The organism is Rheinheimera maricola (assembly GCF_016918075.2).
Lineage (GTDB): Bacteria > Pseudomonadota > Gammaproteobacteria > Enterobacterales > Alteromonadaceae > Alishewanella > Alishewanella maricola_A.
In genome coordinates, this window is sequence record NZ_JAERPS020000003.1 from 1 (window position 1) to 21,844 (window position 21,844).

Sequence of the window (21,844 nt, forward strand, 5' to 3'; positions counted from 1 at the left end):
CTCCGACCCCTTTTTCTCAGGAATGTGTTCACTTTGTCTACCGACATTTGTAGTGCGTTATAGCTCACAATATGCTTAGTATTAATTGGATTTATTGCTTACAAAACCCCACACTAACTGACACCCAATCGGTCAATTAACGGTAGTAACACCTTTTCGACCTGTTCGTCTGATATCTGAAACTCTTGTGGACGAGATGGCATAATGTGTGACTTTCGACTTTTGTTCACTATCTTGAATCCAGTTCTACCATAATCCCCCGCGTTCATACTCCGGCCTAACAAAATTTCCTCACCATTAAAAGTTGCTGAAACGCTATGCTTATCTTTTGGTAATCCACCCGCTGACGGCAAGCGCCAAAAGCCATTTACAATAGTTTCTTTCAGCCAAGACAATGACGTTAGAGGGAGTTCAGACTGGTTTTCTGTGTCGTCAATTTTGCCTTTGCTGATTCGATAAATTACCAGTAACTTATCATTGGAAAAATACCGAACCAGTTTGTTGCCTGTATCATCCAAGGCTTCTTCAACCAGATGCCTAAATGAAGCTTTGGCTGAATCAGTATTTAAAAGATTAATGTCTCTCATAATGTCGATTATTTCCCCGATAGTTTTATAGCTTTCACGGAATTACGGGCCTCGAGCTCTCTAAATGACTCCGGCTTATGCTGAATTTCTAGTACTTCCAATGCACCCGGCGTACCTTTTTTACTGTATCGTTCAGTGAGACCATCACCGGTAAATATATCCCATGCACCGATTTCAGAAAGTATCTTTTGTCGCGCTACGAATTTTTCTTGCTCGTTAACATCATCAATATGTTTAACTGCGAAGTTTTCAGCTTCGTCAGTGTCGTAACACATCCATGGTTTCTTGCCATTATTCTTAAGATCTTGAGTGAAACCTGACCAATGCTCCCTAAAATCCTCTGCGTATTCTGGTGTCATTACGTTATCGATAATCTCAGGTTCAATGTCACCAGAAAATTCATTTTTGAGTTTGCTCGCAATATTATTAAAGGTAGGTACAAACGTATCTGAACCGTCAATCTGATAGTTTTCACCGCGATCGATAATATACAAGGTGTACTCTTTGTCAGGGCTATATTCAGTGCCAAAAACATCAGCTATTAGGGCAGGATCAGTATCAGCCCGCTCAATCATATCAAAAGTCGACATCCATAAAGGATGGCGACCAGATTGGCGCATGTGAGCAATCGGCTTGTCGACAGACTCTGCGGATGGACTAAATCGCACCAGGAAACGGTCATTTGGTACTGTTCCCGCCGCAGCCATAGTGCGTAGCTCAGCATCTGAGTATTTAGGCACATAACCATTGATGGCTAAATCGTCAGCAGCCTTTTTCAGCAAAGCTTCGCAATCTTCCAAACTCTGCGGTGAGCTGGCAGGTGTCTTAGCTGCTGGTGGGCTCTTCGCCTCATGCGAAGCTGCCTTAGCCGCTACTGGCGCATCTGTTGCCACACCACCGCCTTTGGGTTTGGCGGTTTTAGCCACCGGTGCCGGGCCTGCGCTGCTGCCGCTGGCTGGAACTAAACCGCCGTCGCCTATGCCGTTACCTTTTGGTGGCTGGCCCCAGCCGTCGCTGAGTTGCCAAATGCGCATTTCATCCAAGGCAAACATTTGCAACAGCGCATCGCGCAGCTGGAAATCGTTAAACTTAGATAAGTCGTGCACCCAGGGTTTAGCATGCTGATACATGTCTATCCACAGCTGGCGTAAATTACCAGACGGTTCAAGATCTTGCAGAAAATAGCGGCCAAACTCTCTATCTCTGACATCTGGTATACAATCGTCACCTAAATCCGCTCTGGCGAGCAAACAACTGCTGCATAGATAGGTTTTACCCCATTTATCTTCCAGAACTACGCCATTGAATTGCTGGTCTTGCATCCTGCCACCTTGTTTATAAAAAGCGCCTTTTCTAAACATAAATTTTACAACTTGCGCATTTTTACAACCTGACGGGCTAATGTCAAACGTTGTTTTGCCGCAACTACATTGGTTTCGTGTTTGCGAACAGCCGTTTGTTACTTCGTTGACGCGCTGGCTTAGGCCTCAGGCTCATACCAGATGCCGTATTTGTCGCCTTGCCACTTTAGCATTGAGTAAAAATAGGCTACTGCGAGCATGATAAGGCCACCGGCTAAAGCTGCTTCATTTACCAGCCCAAAGCAGCAAAAAATAAAACCAGCACAATGCGACATAATTTCTGCCCGCTTTGCTGTATTGCGTTCTGGCCGCACTTGTAACAGGTTTAACCAAAACCATATTTTTAAAAATAGCGGTAGTCTTTGCCAATCATCGTTGTGTTTATCCATCATAAATGTCTCCTGGTTCAGTGTAGTTACATCGACATCAAGAGCAGCAGCGAGACATTTTAACGATTCGACACTGGCATTGTGACCGCTCTCAATGCGCTGAATGGTGCGAACATTAAGCCCGGACATTTGCGCTAATTGTTCTTGAGAGATGTGTCGGCTAAGACGCAGTTGTTTTAAAATCATTAAGTTGCTCCTGTGCTCCTGAACCAGCAGCATGAGTTATTTTATCTTCTGTCAGGTACGCAATGTACCCGACATTTAGCCGACAGCAACACAGTATTAAGCACCAAGACAAGCGGCGACCGACTCCTGCAAAATATCCACCAGCTCAGAGTCCATGTATTTGTAGTCGTCTGGGATATCCAATACATGAATGGGCTTATCATCTAAAAGACGACTAAATTCAGCAGCTAACCTATTTTTATGCTTTTGTTCCATCACCAAAATGATATCAGCCCAATGGATATCTGCAGTACCTACCGTCTTGCGGGCATTAGGGCTTGTACCTGCAGAGCGGACATTGATATCTGGATGTCTGCGCCAAACAGTTTCAGCTGTGGGGCTACGCCACTGATTTCGGCTACAGATAAACAATACGTTTGTCATGATTCTTTTTGCCTCCAACGCGGGTGTTCAATAATCAACCGGCAATTAAGTATCGATAACCTGTCGCTGTAAAGGTTATGTCATTCATACTGCACCATAATTTAGTCACAGCATTGTCTTTTGGAGCTTTGCTTAGCATGACAACTATTAAGAACAACGTATACCTTAACGCTTTTCCATCAAAAAGTTAGTTAGCACCACACCGCGCACTTCTTTTTGCTGCTCGGTTAGCACGACAAAACCATAATGCTCGAAAAACGGTTTAGCAGTCAGGCTAACATTGGCGTAAAAGCGTGTGACGCCATAGCGCTTGCCGGCTTTTAGCAGGTGCTTCATCAGTGCTTTGCCTACGCCTTTACCCTGATAGGTATGGTGGCAAAAGAAAAAATCGATATAGCCATCATTTTGCACATCAGCAAAACCAACGATAGTGTCGTTATCCAGCGCAACAAAGGGCTCACTTTCAAGCATGCGCATAGCCCAGGCGTTTTCATCATACTTTACTGGCGCCCAGGCATTACGCTGCTCTGGCGTGTAGTCGCGCTGGTTAACATTGTGCACCGTGTTATAAAACAGCTCGCGCAGCAGCGGCTCTTCACCGGGTTGATAAGAACGAATGTGGTACATATGGCTCACCTTAAGCTGTTTGCGGCAAATTGGTCGCAGTGTTAATTAGCTAAATGGCTTAACTGCGACTAAAAACAACAAAGCCCTGCAATGCAGGGCCTTGTGCAAGGAACAGTATAGCTATTACAGAATAGCTAACAGCTCTACATCAAACACTAGCGTGCTGAACGGTGCAATAGCATTGCCAGCGCCGCGCTCGCCATAGGCCAGGTTATGCGGAATATATAACCGCAGTTTGCCACCTGGCGCCATCAATTGCAGCGCTTCTGTCCAACCGGCGATAACGCCTGATACCGGGAATTCTGCCGGCTCGCCACGTTGATACGAGCTGTCAAATACGGTGCCATCAATTAAGGTACCGTGGTAGTGCGTGCGTACAGTAGATTCACGTGTAGGCTTTTCGCCTTCTGCGGCAACCAACACTTCATACTGTAAGCCCGATGCGGTTACGGTAACTTCCGGGCGCTTGGCGTTTTCGGCCAGGAAGGCCTCACCGGCACCGGCTAATAATTCGGCTTTCTCAGCTTGTTCGGCTTGCATGCGCTCGCTTATTACACCAAAGGCGGCACGGATTTGCTCGTCGCTCACTTCTGGCGCTTGCTCAGTAAACGCAGCGATAACACCAGCCGCTACCGCGTCGATGTCTAAACCGTCAAACGGGTTGTCGGCCAATTGTTGGCCCATTTGTAAACCAATACCATAGCTGGCGTGCTGTTCAAGCGTTGTATATTTATCTGACATGAGTTCCACTTATGCTAACGAAGCCAATGCTTCAGGTTAAAAGTGCGCTTATGCTAGCAAAAAAGCACACTGATGTCTTGCCAGCTTAGCTACTCAGTTGCTGCAGCCGTTGCCAAATAGTGTTTACATGCTGTTGGTCCTGCTCAGTCAACTCGCCATTGGCAATGGCTTGGGCTAGCGAGGTATTAACCTGCTTGATCACCTCGGCCTTAGAGAATGGCTGAGCGGCAACCTGTAAGGTGCCAACCGCTAAATCAAAATGGCCGCGCAGATAACCCGAAGCAAATAGCTCGTCATCACTGGCCAGCGGTACTAAGGCATCAAATAACTCGGCGGCCGCGTCGATAAAATGCTCCGGTGCTGATACTGCTGTCATATTAACTTTCATCCTCGTAACCTAAACGGTACATAACATAGTCGTTGTAGCCGGTAAGTATATTGATTAAACCGGTAAGTTGTTTATCCAGCAAAGCATCACCGGTATCGGCTAGCAGCGGCCGGCCGTCCAGTTGTGTCAGCTTAGCCTTGCTGGCAATAAGTAACATATTGTCACGGCCGATAGCGCGTATTACGTCGGGTGAAAGCTGCTGGTTGCCGCGGCCAAACACATGGCCCTGGCCACCGATTAAGGTGATGATAAGCTTACTGGGATAATCCTGTACCAAAGCAAGTAACTGCTTGGCTGTCACATCTTTGGCGATAAGCTGGCCGTTTTCGATAACATCAACGCCCAATAACGTGTTATCCAGGCCCAGCTCTGCCATCACCGCGGCTACCGTAGAGCCCGAGCCCATAACATAGCGCACATTATCTTCCAGCTGCGCGGCAACATAAGCGGCTAAATCGGCCAGCACCAGCTCTTCAGACTCACGGCCGCCCATTTTAACGCTTTGCACATAACGCAGCTGCGCCGGAATACGCATTGCGCCAAACCGGCGCGCCTTTACAACACCGGCGCGAAATGCCTGCTCGTCAATATCCATCACAGCCGCTTCGCTAAGTGATACCAATTCACCGGCAATCAGGGTCGCAACCAACTTACCTGCGGCCTGTGGTGAGATAGCATAGACACCAGAGTGAATTTTCACCCCGGCCGGAATACCCAGTACGGTGGTACGCTCACCCACGGCAGCACAGATATTACGTGCGGTACCGTCACCGCCGGCAAACAGCAAAATATCGACACCCTGCTCTGCTAACAACACGGCTGCGGCCTCAGTATCTGCTGCAGTAGAGGGCCAAACTTGCGGCGAATACACCAGCTGATAATGCAAACCTAAGGCTTCACAAACGCTTTGGCCCATATCACCGGCTACGGTAAGCACGGTAAACTTATCGCGCTGGCTTAGCAGCTCAGTTAACGCGGTTGTGGCGCGGTTCATAGCTTGTGGTGTGGCGCCAAGTGCTAAGGCCTGTAAAGCCTGACCGTCTGAGCCTTTTAAGCCCACACTGCCGCCCAGGCCAGCCAGCGGATTAATAATTAGCCCCAGCCGAAACAAATTCGCCATACCACACCTTTTAACCGCCAAAAAATCGCGGCTATTGTAAAGCCTTAACCCTAACTTGCCCAGTGTTAAGGCAATTTCCAGGTAAGCGCCGTGTGAGTGGGCTTGAGCTGAATAAAACCTTTAGGTAACAAGATCCGCGCTAGCCGGCTTACGCCCGGGTAATGTTAATGCCAATACCGTGGCTGCCAAGGCGATAACTGCGGCCACATAAAAGGTTGTACTGGCACCGGCGCCGTCCTGCCATAGTAAGCCAGAAAAATAGGCCCCCAGCGCGCCCCCGCCACCAAAAATTACGCCGGCGTACAACGCCTGGCCACGACTACGCAGTTTTTTTGGAAAAAATTGTTGAATAAATTGCATGGCACAGCTGTGGGCGATAGCAAAACTACCAGCATGCAGTAGCATACTAAAACACAGCCACCATACATTGTCTGCCACCGAGGCGAGTAGATACCAGCGTAACACGGTCACGCCGTAGCAGATCCCCAATAACAGCCGATAACTGCGGTTACGCATCAGGCTGCCGGCAAAATAAAAAGCCAAAATTTCTGCCGCTATCGACAAACCAATAAATATGCCGGTTTGACTTCCGCTATAGCCCAAGTCACGACTATACAGCGTAAAAAAACCATAAAATGGCGCAAAGCTGATTTGCAATAACAGCGCCGCCAACATAAACCGCAGCAACACGCTGTTTTTAAGCAAGGTACTAAACGACACGGCTTCACTGCTCAGTTCAGTGCTAACACTGACTTTGGGCAACATAAATAAGCTGGCGATTAACAACAACAAAAATAGCAGCGCTGATAACGGTAAAAACTCGCTGCCATAGCGCTCAAACAGCCAACCACCGAGTATGACCAACACTATATAACCGACACTACCGGCGGTACGAATGCGGCTGTAGGCTTGCGTGTCGTCATTTAAAAATGCAAAAGCCGACACTTCTAACTGCGGTAAAATAGCGGTCCAGAAAAAGCTAAACAGGGCAAAACCCGCCAGCAATGGCCAAAAACCATAGTCGGCAAAACTGCTAAGCCAACCAATAGCCGCCAACAGCGCCCCGACCCGCATTACCGTTAACGGTTTACCACTGCGATCGGCAACCAGAGCCCACACCGATGGCCCTACAATCCGGCTGGCGGTAACAATAGCTAACAGTAAGCCGATATCAGCCGAATTTAACCCCCGGCCATCGAGAAACAGGGCAAAATAAGGCACAAAGATGCCCAGTACACCAAAATAAGTAAAATAAGCCAGCACTAAGGCTGGCCGGGCGGAGATACTGAGCATACGGTGGGTTAATCTCTGCTGTTGCGGGCAATGTCCGGCGTGCTTACCTGCACGTGCATGTTTTGCGCACGATGGCGTAGGTAATGGTCCATTAACACAATCGCCAGCATGGCTTCAGCAATGGGTACCGCGCGAATACCGACACAGGGGTCGTGCCGGCCTTTGGTCACTACATCCACTACTTCACCGCGGGTATTGATACTTTTACCCGGGATGCTAATGCTTGAGGTCGGTTTAAGTGCGATACTCACCAGCAAATCCTGACCAGACGAAATACCACCGAGCACACCACCGGCATGATTCGCGCTAAAGCCTTGCGGCGTTAACTCATCACGGTGGGTAGAACCGCGTTGCTCCACCACAGCAAAGCCGTCGCCCACTTCTATCGCTTTTACCGCGTTAATGCTCATCATTGCGTGGGCAATATCGGCATCTAAACGGTCAAACACCGGCTCACCCCAACCTACCGGCATATTGCTGGCCACCACATTGACGCGGGCACCCACCGAGTCACCGTCTTTTTTTAATTGCCGCATGTACTCATCTAATGCATCAAGCTTGGCCGGATCCGGGCAGAAAAATGCATTATTCTGTACTTCGTGCCAACTGACTAACTCGGCCTTTACCGGCCCAAGTTGGGCTAAGTAGCCTCGAATTTCTATACCGCATTGTTCACGCAGGTATTTTTTTGCAATAGCGCCAGCCGCTACTCTTACAGCTGTTTCGCGCGCCGACGAACGGCCGCCGCCTCTGTAATCGCGGATACCGTACTTATGCCAATAGGTGTAGTCGGCATGGCCGGGTCTGAATTGCTCTTTAATATTGGAATAATCTTGTGAGCGCTGATCGGTATTTTCTATCAACAAACCAATACTAGCGCCGGTAGTGGTATCTTCGAACACGCCGGACAGAATTTTTACCGCGTCTTCTTCACGCCGCGCCGTGGTATAGCGGGAGGTGCCAGGTTTGCGCCGGTCTAAATCTAGCTGTAAATCCTCGGCCGTTAATGCCATACCCGGCGGACAACCATCAACAATACCACCAATAGCAACACCGTGGCTTTCGCCAAACGTGGTCACCTTAAACAATTGCCCGATACTGTTACCAGCCATAGCCACTCCTTAACATAATGCATCTTTAAATAAATGCTGGCAGCGCTCCAGCTCAGCCTTACTGATAGCAAACACGCCTAAACCGCCGTGGCTAAACTCAAGCCAGTCAAATTCCACGTCGGGAAAGTCGTGCTGCAACTGCACCATACTGTTGCCAACTTCGCATACCAGTACCCCGCTGTCAGATAAATGCGCGGCGGCTTCACGTAATATACGCCGCGTTAACGCCAGCCCATCCACACCAGAGGCCAGGCCTAGCTCCGGCTCGTGGCGGTATTCATCGGGTAAATCAGCCATGTCGTCAGCGTCAACATAAGGTGGATTAGTAACAATTAAGTCATATTGCATGCCGGTTAACGCGTCATAGCCATCAGATAAAATTGGAAACACCCTGTGCTCCAAGCCATGATGCTCAATATTCATTTGTGCCACTTCCAATGCGTCGGGGCTAATATCTACAGCATCAACCTGAGCCTCGGCAAAAGCATAAGCACAAGCGATAGCGATACAGCCAGAACCCGTGCATAAATCTAAAATATGTGCCGGGGTGTTGCCGTGCAGCTGGCGGATAAACTTATCGGCAATTAACTCAGCAATTGGTGAACGCGGCACCAGTACCCGTTCATCAACATAAAACGGTAAGCCGGCAAAATAGGCCTGGCGGCTTAAGTAGGCTGACGGTATGCGCAACTCAATGCGCTGTTGCAACAAGGCGATATAGCGCTGACGTTCGGCACAGGTTAACCGGGTAGCAAACAATTTTTCGTCGGTGAACACTGGCATATGCAGTACAAAAGCCAGCAGGTTAGCCGCTTCATCCCACGGATTATCTGTGCCATGGCCCAGATAGACATCAGCCTGATTCATTTTGCTCACAGCAAAACGCAACCAATCATGCACGGTGATAAGTTCAGCGACAGCATCGCTTATCAGTTCAGGGGTAAACAACAATTCGCCAGTATCAGACATGATAGATTTAAGCTCTTTTTGTAATAACCGATCAGTTTGCGTAGACTTGCGTCATGCAAAAGAAAGTTAGTGTAGCATCAACCAGCATCAGTGCTGAAGACAGCCAACTGTTTCGCCAGTCGATAACGGGCGCCCGCCCGATCGCGCAGGACAAGATACCGCCAGTTGTCGCCCCTCGCAAGAAAAAAAGACGTACAGACGTCTCAAGCAAACAGCTTGATGAAAATTTGTTCTGGTTCTCCGATGAATTTGAAGGCTATGTTGCGGACAGCAGCACGTTAAGCTGGGTACAACAGGGTGATGATCCTCATTTACCCGGCCGTTTGCGGCGCGGCGAGTTTCAACCGCAGGTTGTATTAGACTTACATGGTTTAACCGCCCAACAAGCTAAAACTGAGCTGGCAGGGTTACTGGCATACTGTGATAAACAGCAATTTAATTGTGCCTGTGTTGTGCATGGTAAAGGCTTAGGCATATTGGCAAAAAAAGTACCTAACTGGTTAATCCAACACCCAAATGTAAGAGCATTTCACACGGCGCCTAAAAGCTGGGGTAAACACGGCGCGCTGCTATTGGTACTTAAAATTGCCAATTAAAAGCTTAGCAATGCCAGCTCTTGAGGTGATAGCTTTTCTAACAACCGCCCACCCTGCAGCGGTTTATAATCAATACATGCCAGCTGTGCCGGACTAAACACCGGCGCCTGCCCCACCACGGTGAAAGCCTCTACCAAAAAACTTACCAATGGCATATGCGACACCAGCAGTACCCTTGCATCAGGTTTTTCGCTGATACGGGCATCAAAATAGCTTCTAAACAGCTTAGCATCGCCATCGGGCACCAAGTCTGGGATAATTTCCAGCTGGCTAAACGCAGCTTGCTTGGCTAACATTAGTTCAGCAGTTTGTCTGGTACGCATATACGGACTTGCCCATATCCAATCAAAAGCTGCATAGTGATGTTGTAGCCATAGCGCCATCTGGCTGACGTCATGTTGACCTCTTACAGTAAGTTGGCGTTGGCAGTCCTGAGCAGACATCGGCTCAGCTTCACCATGACGCATAATAACGAGATTAACCATTAATTGAACACCATACTGCTTAGTAAGTCCTGTGTACTGACTTCAACAAATAACAATAAGCCAGGTAAAAATAGTGCGCTATGATAATGAAAGTTGTCATCAAGAGTAACTGCCAATAACGCATAACACATAAGCTGTTTATTACTTATCGCTATGCTCAGCCTGTTTAGCGCCAGACGATATACGGCTAATTAAGGATAACTTTTGGAAAATAGTCAGCTTTTGCAAAGCCCTAACGACAAACGCCAATACCAGTATCTGCAGTTGAGCAACGGTTTGTCGGTAATATTAGTTCAGCAGGATGACGTTGAAAAAAGTGCGGCAGCGCTAACGGTAAATGTGGGTCATTTTGACGATCCCTCCGATCGCGAGGGCTTAGCGCACTTCCTTGAGCATATGTTGTTTCTTGGCTCCGCCAATTATCCCCAAGCCGGCGATTACCAGCAGTTTATTAATCACCATGGCGGCAGTCATAACGCTTGGACCGGCACCGAGCACAGCAGCTTTTTCTTTGATATTGATACTGGTTTTTTCGCCGACGGCTTGCAACGTTTTGCCGACATGTTTATCCAGCCGCTGTTTAGCGCTGAGTATGTAGAAAAAGAACGCCATGCCATAGAAGCCGAGTTTTCTTTGAAGTTAAAAGATGACGGCAGACGCATTTATCAGGTACACAAAGAAACGATTAATCCGGCACATCCGTTTGCAAAATTTTCGGTGGGTAACCTCAGCACGCTATCAGACAGTGATGCAGGCACATTGCAACAAGCGCTTCGCGATTTTTTCCAGCAACAGTACAGTGCCAGCCGCATGACGCTAACGTTAGTATCATCGCTGCCATTAGCGCAGCAATGCCATGTAGCTGAACGGTATTTTCAAGCTTTGCCGAGCCATTTAGCTGCCAAACCTCCACTTGAGGCAGCCCTGTACTTACCTGAACACCAATCCATTCAATTGAATATACAGCCTCACCGCCATACACAAAAATTAGTCGTTAGCTTTGCGCTACCTGATATCCAGCGCTGGTATCGTTACAAGCTTATCAGCTTTATTGCCCACTTACTCGGCGATGAGGGTCCAGGCTCACTGTTAAGCTATTTAAAGCAGTTGCGACTGGTGAACCAACTTAGCGCAGGCGGAGGCATAGATGGCAGCAACTATAAAGATTTTACGGTAGCATTTGAACTAACAGAGCAGGGCTTGCTTGAGCGAGATACTATTTTACACGCCTTATTTAGCACCTTGGCTATGTTAAAGCAGCAGGCTTTTCCTACTGCCTTGTTTGCAGAGCGACAAAAATTATTACAGTGGGGGTTTTTATATCAGGAACCGTCCACCGCGTTACAAACGGCGAATCATCTGTCGGTTAGTATGCAGCACTATCCGGCATCTGATGTTATTTTTGGCGACTACCGCATGGAACTGCCATCTGAAGAACTGTACCAGCAGATCCTTAGCTTTTTTACCACGGCCAATATGCGCTTGATGTTAATTGCACCTGATGTGCATACCGACCGACAAGCGCGTTGGTATGATACCCCCTACAGCATTGAGCGACTGCCAGAGTCATTGCTACAACGCTTAAACCGTGCCGCACCACAAGCCGCCATTTATCTACCGGATGTTAACCCTTACCTTAGCGGTGAGCTTAGCCTGCTGCCCGTCAGCGAACACATGCCAATCCCCGTTGCTGTGCACCAGGCTCCCGGGCTTAGTGTCTGGCATAAAGCCGACGCTGATTTTAACACCCCCAAAGGCCATATTTTTGTTCAACTAAGCCTGCCCGCTAGCGTATTGGGCTGCTGGCAAATGGCGGCGACACGGCTGTGGGTGGAAATGTTTCATGACAACATCAATCAGCAGTTTTATGCCGCTACTACCATAGGCTTAATGTACCATCTGCACGTGCATCGTCAGGGCATTGCTATTCACACCAGCGGACTGGCGGCAAATCAATTGTTATTGTTGCAACAAATACTGCAGCAAATGCACAATCAGCAGTTTTATGAATCCCGCTTTGATGAGTTAAAACGCCAACTTAGCCGTCATTGGCGCAACAGCAGCAAAAATAAACCTGTTGCCCGTCTATTTAGCCAGCTTTCTGCGCTGTTACAACCCAGCAACCCGGAGATTGAGCAATTGGCCGATGCGCTGGATCAACTTAGCTTTAATCAATTTGTTGAGTTTGATCAACAGCTGCTGCAACAAGTGCATGTCGAGAGCCTGTTACTGGGCAACTGGCCCGCTACAGCAGCAAGGCAATTAACCGATTCGTTGCAGCAATGGCAGGCTACGCTGCACAGTACAGGCCAACGCTTAGCTAACCCATCGTTCAAATTGCAAGGTCAGGGCCCGGTGTGGTTGCCGGTTAACGTTGAGCATAACGACCATGCGCTGGTAATCTATTTACCGGCACAGCAAGCCCAGCCGCAAGATATGGCGCTGTTTATGCTGGCAAATCATGTGATGTCACCGGAGTATTTCCATCAGCTGCGTACTGAACAACAATTAGGCTACCTGGTTGGCACAGGTTATGTGCCTATTAATACGTTGCCGGGCATCGCCTTCTATGTGCAATCGCCAAGCACCCACTGTGAGCAGTTGTATCAAGCGACAGTCATGTTTTTCCGTGCCTTCTTAAGCGATACCGAAGCGTTAACGCCAGACGAGTTTGACGAGCTAAAACAAGGATTGCTGTCACAACTTAATGAGCGGGACAATAGCCTTGGCGCCAGGGCGAAACGGTACTGGCTGGCTCTGGGCCAGGAAGATCATCAGTTTAACCTTAATGAACAAATTGCACAGGCGCTATCCGCGTTGTCACTGCAGCAATTTATTGTGTTTCTTCAGCAACTGTTGCTACCCAGTTATGATGCGATTTTTCTGGCAACTGATGGTAAGCCAGAACACAGCCATTTGCGGTTTAGCGATGCCGCCAGCTTGAAGCAGTTGCTGGCGCAAGCCTAAATTGCTTTTGACAGTGTCGGTAAAGTTATATAACGTAAGCTTTCTTTTTTCTGACTAGCCATTATAAGTGTTAGTAAAATCTAAAAAAACTCAATTTATCAGTGTATTACTGCTTAGCTTTTTATCCTTTGGCGTGCAAGCTATAGCATGGGACAGCTTTCAGCCATACTTGATCAGTACGGTGCTGCTGTTCTCTTTTGGTGCATTGGTGTTGGGGCATGTCAGTATTTTAAAAATGCGCCGCTATCAGGCCAAGTTAGAAAGCAGTGAAGAGCGGTTGCGTTTATCGTTATGGGGCAGCGGCGATGAACTGTGGGACTGGAATATTAGCAGCGGTCAGTTGTACCGTTCCAGTTCATGGCTGCACCCGGTTGCGTTGCAACCAGATACCCAGGATGTGCCGCCCAACAAGCAGCAAATTCATCCACAAGATATCGACCGTGTCTGCGAGCAGTTGCAACTGCATTTGTGCGGTAGAACTGCGCATTTTGAGGCAACATATCGATTAAGAACGGCAGATCAGAGCTGGACCTGGGTGCTAGACCGTGGCAAAACGGTCGAGTTTACCGCAGATGGCAAACCCAGCCGCATGACCGGCACGCTGAAAAACATCAATCAGCTAAAACAGACCGAAGAGCAACTTCAGTTGTTTGCCCGTTGTTTAAAAAACATCTCGGACGCCGTGGTCATTTGTGACATCGATTTCAATATTATTGAAGTTAACCCATCGTTTAGCCATATTACCGGTAAGACGCGTGAACAAGTGCTGCAGCAGCGCTTTGAACTGACTATGTACCCCAGTCGTTTTATGCACGAAATTCGCCATACCATACTGCGCCAGGGTAGTTGGAGCGGTGAAATACGTGAACAACGGCAATCTGGCGATATTTACCAGGCCGAGCTGACTTTTGACGTTATTAAAGATGATCATGGCGTGATTAATCAGTACGTCGCCGTTTTTTCAGACATTACCGAACGTAAAGCCAAAGAAGCCGAACTCAGCCGTCTGGCCAGCAGTGATACCCTAACCGGCTTGCCTAACCGTGCGGTATTTATGCAAAAGCTGGCACAATTTGTTGATGAAAATACCCAACATGCGCTATTGGTTTTTGATTTAGATAATTTTAAAAAAATTAATGACTCGCTAGGCCATGAGTTAGGCGACAACCTATTGTGTAAGCTGGCAGTGCGCCTGAGTAACTATCCGCAATACCGCGATCGGCTTTACCGGCTGGGTGGAGATGAGTTTGCGTTGTTGCTGGATCAGACCAACGATTTACATTTTATTACGTCATTGGCAAAGGAACTGCTTGCGCTGATCAACCAACCTATTATGGTTAACCAGCACGAACTGGCTATAACCAGCAGTATTGGCATCGTCATGTTTCCCGATGATGGCAATGATCCGCAAGCCCTGCTGCGCAACGCCGATACCGCCATGTATCATGCCAAAAGCCAGGGCGCCAACCGTTACCTGTTTTTTAACGATTCAATGAATAAACTGGCCGTTAAGCGATTACAGGTTGAAAACCTGATCCGCCATGGTCTGAAAGAAAACTATTTTAGCGTGTACTATCAACCCAAGATGGACATCATCAGCGGTACCTTAGTGGGCATGGAAGCGCTGGTGCGCTTTATCACCCCCAAGGGAGGCCTGATAAGCCCCGCCAGCTTTATTCCGGTGGCAGAAGAAACCGGCCAAATTATTGAAATTGGTGAGGTCGTATTACGCCAGGCTTGTCGCGACGTTAAAACCTGGTTAGATCAAAACTTATTTCATGGCCGGGTGGCGGTAAACCTGTCATCGCGCCAGTTTAGCCTGCCATTTTTATGTGAACAAATAGACGATATTCTGCAACAGACCGAGTTACCCTCTTATCATCTTGAATTGGAAATTACTGAAGGGACGGTAATGCAATCACCGCCGCAGGCTATTGAAACCATGAAAAAGCTGCGGGCTCGTGGCATTCACCTGGCGATGGACGATTTCGGCACCGGCTACTCTTCACTGGCGTACTTAAAGCAGTTTCCGTTAAATACACTGAAAATTGATAAAGCGTTTATTGATGATATGAATACTGCGCGCGGCAGAAACATGGTCGATACTATTGTGACTATTGCTCACAACCTTAGCTTGACAGTGGTTGCCGAAGGCGTTGAGCAAGCCGAACAACTGGATATGCTGCGTAAGCTACGTTGTGAAGTCATTCAGGGTTACTACTACAGTAAACCGTTATCCGCTACCGACTTTGCCGACTTCTTACGCTTGCAGAAAATACAGCGCAGCAAAACCCACAGCGCTGCCGTTTTGAGCTAGCTGCAGATACAGAAAAGCCCCATCAAGGGGCTTTCGGGCTAGTCTGAGTCAGTCTCGACGTATGAAAAATCTTCACTGCCATCGGCGATGCGTTTTTTACCAAACACGGTATGAAACTTACGTTTCTCTGCCAGGCGTTGTTTATATTTCAGCCAAATCTTCTCAAACGCCGTTGTGGCCGGTTGTTCACCTTTGCACACTGATATAAAGCGTTTTTCTTCATCATTCACCGGCGCACGACTACCCTGCTCCAGCTCCTGCATTGCCACCCCATGTTTCTCCAGCATATTGCCTTCTGCCAGAGTAAAACGCCCAGACCGCGTAAATCCTCGAGGGAAGTTACCGTCATCGAAAAAGCGACGGTTAGCGACAAAACTTTGCTGCATCACTTTTTTCCTCTAATCTCGTTGAATATCAAGCTAGCCTGTTTAAACTGTGCGGAGTATGGTTAACAAAATTCCAGTCGTAAAACAAATATTTTTTATCGACACCATAAAATTAATGAAGGATTTGATTTGGATACCGAACTGCTTAAAACCTTTATCGAAGTTCAACGTACCAGACATTTTGGTAAAGCAGCTGAAAACCTTTACTTGACCCAATCCGCTGTCAGCTTTCGCATTCGTCAACTCGAACAACAACTTGGTGTTAACCTGTTTAGCCGTTATCGCAATAACATACAACTGACAGCAGCTGGCGAGCGCCTGTTACCCCATGCTGAGGCCATGCTAACAGCGCTGCAACGGGCTAAGCAGGATGTCGCGGTAAGTGCCGAGCAAGCCTTGCAATTGTCTATAGCGTCTACGGCCAACGTGTGGGAGGCCTTTCTGCTTCAGAGCTTTATTCATATTCAGCAACATCTGCCTGATTTGTCATGGCGCGCTGAGTCGATGGGTAAAGATCAGATAGCCCGCCAAGTACTGGAACGGCATCTGGACCTGGCGGTACTGTTTGATGCGCCCAAAGTAGATGAAATGCAGGTAGACAAGCTGGGGGATATCAAATTATTGCCGGTGACGACACTGGCTGAACACCATGTCGCTGAGGCCATGCAGCGGCGATATATTCTGGTTGACTGGGGCACTGCCTTCGCAATGCAGCATGCCCGTCACTTCCCAGAGCTACCACCGCCTTATCTGCGCACTGGCAGCGCCCGTATTGCATTGGAACTGATGCAGCAATGCGGAGGGTCAGCTTATCTGCCAGAAACCATGGTAAAGCTATTACTGGCCGATAACAGCTTAATGCTGATTAAAGATGCGCCGGTGATGACGCGGGAGCTATTTGCGGTATCACTACCCAAAGCAACACAACGTAGCCAAATAAGCGATATCATTGACCAGCTTAAAACGCTGCTACAACGTAGCCAGTAATTACGGCCGGAATAACACCGTATTTCGGCCATGTGCTTTGTTCAGCACTAAGCGTTTATGGCTATTAAACAAGGGTAAGAGTAACGGGCCGGTAAAGATAGCAGCGAAAGCCCATTTTAGCGCAGTCATACCACTGCGAAGTGCCGCAATATAAATACCAGCAGCTGTAAGCAGCCACAATACGGGTAACACTAACACCGAATGTCCTCCACGATAATAACAATCAAACTACAGGCCGGTAATTATACCGGCCTGTAATATGAATTATTGTTAAGCTTTAGTTGAATTTTACCGCTTCACAGGCGTAAAGAATTTACGGATAAAAGCGTTGTTGTTGCTCGGCCATCGAAACCAACAACGGTGCTGGCGTAAAGCGGCTACCAAAACGACTTTCCAGATTGCGTAGTTGTGCGACTAATGTTGCTGCGCCTAGCTGGTCGATATAACGAAATGGTCCTCCCAAAAATGGAGGGAAACCAATGCCAAAAATGGCGCCAATATCACCATCGCGGGCAGACGCAATAATGCCCTCATCTAACGCTCTTACCGCTTCGTTCAACATTTGCACCACACAACGACTGCTTATTTCATCACTGTTTAGTCGTGGAGCACAGGTTACACCCAACACGGTATACACGCTGTCATCAACCTGTTTTTTGCCTTTTTTCGCCGCGTTACCATACAGGTAAAAGCCTTTTTCTACCTTTTTGCCCTTACGTCCGTCAGCCAATAACTTGTCAAAAGCAGCCGGTGCGGCAAAACGCTCACCCAGTTCGCTGGTTAATATGGGTGATATCTTGGCGCCGACATCGATTCCTACCTCGTCAAGCAGTGTTACAGGTCCTACCGGGAAGCCAAACTTAACCAAGGCTTGATCAATTTTCTCTACCGGCTCGCCCTCTAACAAAATACTGGCAGCTTCATTCATATACAGCGCCAAAATACGGTTTACATAAAAACCGGCACAATCTTTTACCACAATTGGCGTTTTACCTTGCTTGCGAGCAAAGGCTACGGTGGTTGCGATAGTTTGCGCAGAGGTGCCGGCGTGTGAAATAACCTCCACTAACGGCATTTTGTCGACGGGTGAAAAATAATGTAAACCAATTACATTTTCTGGTCTTGCCGCTTTTGCCGCGATCTGCCCTATTGGTAACGAGCTGGTGTTACTGGCAAAAATTGTATTTTCACCGCAATGCTGCTCGATATCTGCAACCATCTGCTGCTTCAAGCTTAGGTCTTCAAATACGGCTTCTACAACAATATCGGCATCATGAAAGCCGCTATAGTCAGTACTGCCAGTCATTAACAGTAATTGCTTTTGCATCTCGGCTTTGGAAATAAAACGGCGCTTAAACTTTTTTTGCAGCAGTGAGTAGCTGTATTTCAGTGCATTACTGATCCCCTGCTCGTTGATGTCTTTGATCCGAACAGGAATACCCGCTTTGGTCGCAGTAACGTTGGCAATACCACCGCCCATTAAACCACCGCCAAGAACCGCCGCTTTGCGTACTTTATTTGGTTTAGTATCACCGGCACCGGTTTCTTTTTTCATTTGCGTAGTGGCAAAAAACAAACTGCGCAGTGCGGCAGATTCTTTAGTCATACACAGTTGACCGAACGCTTTAGCTTCGGCATCCAGGCCAGCCTGCATTCCACTATCAACGCCCGTTTTAATCACATCGAGAATTTTTAGTGGTGCAGGATAATTACCCTGGGTTTTCTTTAACGTCTGCTTACGTGCTTGGTTAAATACAATATTTCGGCCAAAAGAAGTGCGCTCCAGAACTTTACCCATAAAGTTAAGCCTTGGCTGCTCACGCTGTGGCTTGCCTTTAAGCGCACGCTTTACTGCCGCGTCTAACAAAATACTCTGCGCCACCACCTCATCTACCAAGCCGGCCTTTTTAGCCTGCGTAGCGCGCAACTGCTTGCCGGTAAGTATCATATCCAGTGCTTTTTGTAAGCCCACCAAGCGCGGCAAACGCTGCGTACCGCCACTGCCGGGTAATAAACCTAGCTGCACTTCCGGTAAACCCAACACGGTTTTGGTATCTGATGTCGCCACGCGGGCATGACAGGCCAACGCCAGCTCCAAGCCACCGCCCAGGCAAGGGCCGTGAATTGCTGCCACCAGCGGTATGTTCAGCTGCTCCAATTGCGAAAACATTTGCTGGCCCATGCGACCGATAGCCTCAGCTTCTTCAGCGCTGTTGCAATTGTCGAGCATTGAAATATCCGCACCGGCAATAAAGGAGTCTGGTTTGCCACTGATAAACACAAGGCCCTTTAACTGGCTGTTAGCTTTTATTTCGCTTAACAAGCTACTTATTTCATCCGCAAACGCAGCTTTTAATACGTTCATCGACTCGCCGGCAATATCCATAGTGATAACGCCAATAAGATCATCGCGAATTTGCAGGCTAAAACTGTTAGTTGTTGTCATTATTCTGTCTCCACTATCATTGCGGCGCCTAAACCACCCGCCGCACAAGCCGTGGTTAAACCTATACCGCCACCACGGCGCTTTAATTCGTTCAGTGTCTGCACGATTAAGCGGGTGCCGGTAGCAGCAAATGGATGTCCATACGCTAACGAACCACCTTGCACATTAAACTTGCTCATATCAATGTCACCAATAGCACTGCTGCGACCCAGCTTTTCGGCGGCAAACTTCTTGCTGGCAAACATCTTTACGTTCGCCAGCGTTTGCGCCGCAAAGGCTTCATGCATTTCAATCAGCGTTAAATCGTTTAACGACATACCCGCACGGTCCAGCGCAATCGGCGTGGCATAAGACGGCCCCATTAACATGTCGTCGTAGACATCAATAGCGGCAAAGGCATAACTACGAATATAACCGAGCACCTGGTAACCCAGTGCTTTGGCGCGGCTTTCAGTCATCATCAATACGGCTGAGGCGCCATCGGTAAGCGGTGTAGCATTGGCAGCAGTAACACTGCCATGCACCCGATCGAAAACCGGTTTTAACTTGGCATAAGACTCCAGTTTCGAGTCCTGACGAATATTATTGTCCATGTCTAAAAAGCGGGAATACGGCTCGACATGCGCCGTCATAACTTCGTGTTTCATCACACCACTTTGCCAGGCTTGCGTTGCCAGGGAGTGAGAGCGGTGTGCCAGGGCGTCTTGGTCGGCGCGACTGATAGCGTGTGTTTTTGCCATCTGCTCGGCAGTGTCGCCCATAGACAAGCCGGTGCTAAACTCGGCCACCGCGGGCGGTACCGGCAACAAATCTTTTATGCCCAAACGGCGGAAAATGGCCAGCTTTTGGCCAAAAGTACGGGCTTTATTTAAATCAACCAGCGCTCGAGCCAGTTTTTTACTCACGCCAATTGGCAGTACTGAGCTGGAATCCGCACCACCGGCGACACCAATCTGCGTAATACCGGCCATCATTGACTCAGCTACGCTTACCACTGATTGAAAACTGGTAGCACAGGCCCGGGTAACACTATAGGCATCGGTATGCACATTCATGCCGGTACCCAGCACAATTTCGCGGGCAATATTTGGCGCTTCCGGCATTTGTACAACCTGACCGTAAACAACCTGCTCTATTAATTTGGCATCCAGTTCGCTTCTGATCAGTAACTCGTTCACCACCAGCTTGCCTAAATCCAGCGCTGAGACACCGTGAAACTCAGTGGCTTGTTTGGCAAAGGGGGTGCGCAAACCAGAGACGATAGCAATACGATCGCCACTGCGGGTAGTAAGATTAATTGGCGCGCTCATAGTGTTCCTTTTTATCTTAAATTTACAGGTCTGACCTGTGCGGATAACATCGATTGTAACGACAGTCGCTGAAAATTAAAACACTTGTTTTAATGCAAACGGAACCTTATATAGGTTATAACGTCTTAGCCTAGCCCGTTTTAGTGGCCAATGGCGACAAAACAACCAATAAATCCAACTAATTAAGACAGATAACATTATGGTGAATGCGTTTTCCGGCTTAAAAGCCTACCTCGACAGCCAGGTACTGGGCCAATCTGAACTTACTGAAGGTATATTGCTGGCATTGCTGGCTAATGGTCATTTACTGGTTGAGGGGCCGCCAGGTTTGGCAAAAACCCGCGCCGTCAATGCGCTAGCCCACGGTGTAGAAGGCCAATTTCATCGCATACAGTTTACGCCGGACTTACTACCGGCAGACCTCACCGGTACCGATATTTATCGTCCCGAAACGGGCCAATTTGAGTTTCAAAGCGGCCCATTGTTTCATCATATTATTTTGGCCGACGAAATTAACCGCGCCCCCGCTAAAGTTCAGTCTGCGCTACTAGAAGCCATGGCCGAAAAACAGGTTACAGTGGGCCGTAATACCTATCCGTTGCCGGAACTGTTTCTGGTTATGGCAACACAAAACCCACTGGAGCAAGAAGGTACTTACCCGCTGCCAGAAGCCCAGTTAGACCGCTTTTTATTACATTTAAAAGTTGATTACCCTGACGCTGCCACCGAGCTGCAAATTTTAAAACTCACCCGCGGCGAAGCGTTGGCCGGTACCCATGCCAGCGTAACACCGATTAGCCAGGCTGATATTTTTGCCGCCCGCAAAGCCATTTTACAACTGCACATGGCAGAAAGCCTGGAACACTATATTGTGCAACTGATCATGGCGACGCGTAATGCCAAAGCGTATAGCGATAAACTGGCCAGCTGGATTGGTTATGGTGCCAGCCCTCGCGCTACTATTGCCGTAGAACGCTGCGCGCGGGCTAAAGCCTGGCTGGCGGGTCGTGACTTTGTTACGCCGGACGATGTGCAGGCGGTATTTCACAACGCACTGCGCCATCGCCTGATCCTCACTTACGCTGCAGAGGCCGAGGGTATCAGTACTGACGATGTACTGAGTGAAATATTGCGCCTGGTACCGTCGGCCTGAT

The 21,844-nt window shown here is 48.3% G+C and carries 21 protein-coding genes; 5 read left to right on the plus strand and 16 right to left on the minus strand.

The genetic code is table 11. From position 1 onward, the window contains the following. Positions 1-113 precede the first annotated feature (113 nt). The 11 genes from I4W93_RS08690 to prmB all read right to left on the minus strand — a co-directional run bounded on the left by I4W93_RS08690 (position 114) and on the right by prmB (position 9,196). Positions 114-587, minus strand: coding sequence for a hypothetical protein (locus I4W93_RS08690; protein ID WP_205313692.1), 474 nt, complete (start codon positions 585-587; stop codon positions 114-116). 8 nt (positions 588-595) lie between these two features. Next, complete coding sequence (locus I4W93_RS08695) at positions 596-1,909, minus strand: hypothetical protein (RefSeq protein ID WP_205313691.1); 1,314 nt, start codon at positions 1,907-1,909, stop codon at positions 596-598. Between the two features lie 158 nt (positions 1,910-2,067). After that, complete coding sequence (locus tag I4W93_RS08700) at positions 2,068-2,523, minus strand: helix-turn-helix domain-containing protein (RefSeq protein ID WP_205313690.1); 456 nt, start codon at positions 2,521-2,523, stop codon at positions 2,068-2,070. Positions 2,524-2,619: 96 nt separating this feature from the next. Then, the gene (locus I4W93_RS08705; RefSeq protein ID WP_205313689.1) at positions 2,620-2,946 is read right to left on the minus strand and encodes a low molecular weight protein tyrosine phosphatase family protein; all 327 of its coding nucleotides are present in this window, start codon (positions 2,944-2,946) and stop codon (positions 2,620-2,622) included. A 165-nt stretch (positions 2,947-3,111) separates the two neighbouring features. Further along, complete coding sequence (locus tag I4W93_RS08710) at positions 3,112-3,573, minus strand: GNAT family N-acetyltransferase (protein WP_205313688.1); 462 nt, start codon at positions 3,571-3,573, stop codon at positions 3,112-3,114. Positions 3,574-3,696: 123 nt separating this feature from the next. Next, entirely contained in the window at positions 3,697-4,314 is a 618-nt protein-coding gene (gene bamJ, locus I4W93_RS08715) for a BamJ family beta-barrel-assembly machinery protein (protein WP_205313687.1), read from the minus strand. Positions 4,315-4,399: 85 nt separating this feature from the next. Further along, the gene (locus I4W93_RS08720) at positions 4,400-4,690 is read right to left on the minus strand and encodes a YfcL family protein (protein ID WP_205313686.1); all 291 of its coding nucleotides are present in this window, start codon (positions 4,688-4,690) and stop codon (positions 4,400-4,402) included. A 1-nt stretch (position 4,691) separates the two neighbouring features. Then, a complete protein-coding gene (locus I4W93_RS08725; RefSeq protein ID WP_205313685.1) occupies positions 4,692-5,822 on the minus strand; it encodes an ATP-NAD kinase family protein in 1,131 nt (376 codons plus the stop codon). A gap of 120 nt (positions 5,823-5,942) precedes the next feature. Continuing rightward, positions 5,943-7,115 carry an MFS transporter gene (locus I4W93_RS08730; RefSeq protein ID WP_205313684.1) on the minus strand — a complete coding sequence of 391 codons (1,173 nt, stop codon included), beginning with the start codon at positions 7,113-7,115 and terminating at the stop codon, positions 5,943-5,945. Positions 7,116-7,123: 8 nt separating this feature from the next. Continuing rightward, the gene (gene aroC, locus I4W93_RS08735) at positions 7,124-8,227 is read right to left on the minus strand and encodes a chorismate synthase (protein WP_205313683.1); all 1,104 of its coding nucleotides are present in this window, start codon (positions 8,225-8,227) and stop codon (positions 7,124-7,126) included. A gap of 9 nt (positions 8,228-8,236) precedes the next feature. Next, positions 8,237-9,196 carry a 50S ribosomal protein L3 N(5)-glutamine methyltransferase gene (gene prmB / locus I4W93_RS08740; RefSeq protein WP_205313682.1) on the minus strand — a complete coding sequence of 320 codons (960 nt, stop codon included), beginning with the start codon at positions 9,194-9,196 and terminating at the stop codon, positions 8,237-8,239. 53 nt (positions 9,197-9,249) lie between these two features. Here prmB and smrB point away from each other — a divergent pair, with 53 nt between their 5' ends. After that, a complete protein-coding gene (gene smrB / locus I4W93_RS08745; RefSeq protein ID WP_205313681.1) occupies positions 9,250-9,792 on the plus strand; it encodes an endonuclease SmrB in 543 nt (180 codons plus the stop codon). On the opposite strand, the gene sixA is transcribed toward smrB, so the two are convergent. Beyond that, positions 9,789-10,277: a phosphohistidine phosphatase SixA gene (gene sixA / locus I4W93_RS08750; RefSeq protein ID WP_205313680.1), complete on the minus strand. Its 489-nt coding sequence runs from the start codon at positions 10,275-10,277 to the stop codon at positions 9,789-9,791. The genes smrB and sixA overlap by 4 nt on opposite strands. Positions 10,278-10,481: 204 nt before the next feature. Here sixA and I4W93_RS08755 point away from each other — a divergent pair, with 204 nt between their 5' ends. Further along, a complete protein-coding gene (locus I4W93_RS08755) occupies positions 10,482-13,244 on the plus strand; it encodes an insulinase family protein (RefSeq protein ID WP_205313679.1) in 2,763 nt (920 codons plus the stop codon). A gap of 67 nt (positions 13,245-13,311) precedes the next feature. Continuing rightward, entirely contained in the window at positions 13,312-15,561 is a 2,250-nt protein-coding gene (locus I4W93_RS08760; protein WP_205313678.1) for a putative bifunctional diguanylate cyclase/phosphodiesterase, read from the plus strand. 38 nt (positions 15,562-15,599) lie between these two features. On the opposite strand, the gene I4W93_RS08765 is transcribed toward I4W93_RS08760, so the two are convergent. After that, positions 15,600-15,947: a MaoP family protein gene (locus tag I4W93_RS08765; RefSeq protein WP_205313677.1), complete on the minus strand. Its 348-nt coding sequence runs from the start codon at positions 15,945-15,947 to the stop codon at positions 15,600-15,602. A gap of 129 nt (positions 15,948-16,076) precedes the next feature. Between I4W93_RS08765 and hdfR the strand changes: the two genes are divergently transcribed. Further along, positions 16,077-16,934: an HTH-type transcriptional regulator HdfR gene (gene hdfR / locus I4W93_RS08770; RefSeq protein WP_205313676.1), complete on the plus strand. Its 858-nt coding sequence runs from the start codon at positions 16,077-16,079 to the stop codon at positions 16,932-16,934. On the opposite strand, the gene I4W93_RS08775 is transcribed toward hdfR, so the two are convergent. The 3 genes from I4W93_RS08775 to fadI form a co-directional block, all read right to left on the minus strand. Then, complete coding sequence (locus I4W93_RS08775; protein WP_205313675.1) at positions 16,935-17,132, minus strand: hypothetical protein; 198 nt, start codon at positions 17,130-17,132, stop codon at positions 16,935-16,937. It abuts the gene before it with no gap. A 115-nt stretch (positions 17,133-17,247) separates the two neighbouring features. Beyond that, a complete protein-coding gene (gene fadJ / locus I4W93_RS08780; RefSeq protein ID WP_205313674.1) occupies positions 17,248-19,380 on the minus strand; it encodes a fatty acid oxidation complex subunit alpha FadJ in 2,133 nt (710 codons plus the stop codon). Continuing rightward, positions 19,380-20,690, minus strand: coding sequence for an acetyl-CoA C-acyltransferase FadI (gene fadI, locus I4W93_RS08785; protein ID WP_205313673.1), 1,311 nt, complete (start codon positions 20,688-20,690; stop codon positions 19,380-19,382). Before fadI ends, fadJ begins: the two co-directional genes overlap by 1 nt. A 199-nt stretch (positions 20,691-20,889) precedes the next feature. On the opposite strand from fadI, the gene I4W93_RS08790 reads away from it, so the two are divergent. Continuing rightward, on the plus strand, positions 20,890-21,843 hold the full coding sequence (locus I4W93_RS08790) for an AAA family ATPase (protein WP_205313672.1): 954 nt from the start codon (positions 20,890-20,892) through the stop codon (positions 21,841-21,843). The last annotated feature ends 1 nt before the right edge of the window (position 21,844 follow it).

Coding starts and splice junctions, on each gene's coding strand:
- I4W93_RS08700 (WP_205313690.1), bottom strand. CDS start 2,523: ATGATTTTAAAACAACTGCGTCTTAGCCGACACATCTCTCAAGAACAA.
- prmB (WP_205313682.1), bottom strand. CDS start 9,196: ATGTCTGATACTGGCGAATTGTTGTTTACCCCTGAACTGATAAGCGAT.
- I4W93_RS08710 (WP_205313688.1), bottom strand. CDS start 3,573: ATGTACCACATTCGTTCTTATCAACCCGGTGAAGAGCCGCTGCTGCGC.
- fadJ (WP_205313674.1), bottom strand. CDS start 19,380: ATGACAACAACTAACAGTTTTAGCCTGCAAATTCGCGATGATCTTATT.
- I4W93_RS08695 (WP_205313691.1), bottom strand. CDS start 1,909: ATGCAAGACCAGCAATTCAATGGCGTAGTTCTGGAAGATAAATGGGGT.
- I4W93_RS08705 (WP_205313689.1), bottom strand. CDS start 2,946: ATGACAAACGTATTGTTTATCTGTAGCCGAAATCAGTGGCGTAGCCCC.
- I4W93_RS08765 (WP_205313677.1), bottom strand. CDS start 15,947: ATGCAGCAAAGTTTTGTCGCTAACCGTCGCTTTTTCGATGACGGTAAC.
- I4W93_RS08730 (WP_205313684.1), bottom strand. CDS start 7,115: ATGCTCAGTATCTCCGCCCGGCCAGCCTTAGTGCTGGCTTATTTTACT.
- I4W93_RS08725 (WP_205313685.1), bottom strand. CDS start 5,822: ATGGCGAATTTGTTTCGGCTGGGGCTAATTATTAATCCGCTGGCTGGC.
- I4W93_RS08790 (WP_205313672.1), top strand. CDS start 20,890: ATGGTGAATGCGTTTTCCGGCTTAAAAGCCTACCTCGACAGCCAGGTA.
- I4W93_RS08720 (WP_205313686.1), bottom strand. CDS start 4,690: ATGACAGCAGTATCAGCACCGGAGCATTTTATCGACGCGGCCGCCGAG.
- I4W93_RS08690 (WP_205313692.1), bottom strand. CDS start 587: ATGAGAGACATTAATCTTTTAAATACTGATTCAGCCAAAGCTTCATTT.
- bamJ (WP_205313687.1), bottom strand. CDS start 4,314: ATGTCAGATAAATATACAACGCTTGAACAGCACGCCAGCTATGGTATT.
- smrB (WP_205313681.1), top strand. CDS start 9,250: ATGCAAAAGAAAGTTAGTGTAGCATCAACCAGCATCAGTGCTGAAGAC.
- sixA (WP_205313680.1), bottom strand. CDS start 10,277: ATGGTTAATCTCGTTATTATGCGTCATGGTGAAGCTGAGCCGATGTCT.
- aroC (WP_205313683.1), bottom strand. CDS start 8,227: ATGGCTGGTAACAGTATCGGGCAATTGTTTAAGGTGACCACGTTTGGC.
- fadI (WP_205313673.1), bottom strand. CDS start 20,690: ATGAGCGCGCCAATTAATCTTACTACCCGCAGTGGCGATCGTATTGCT.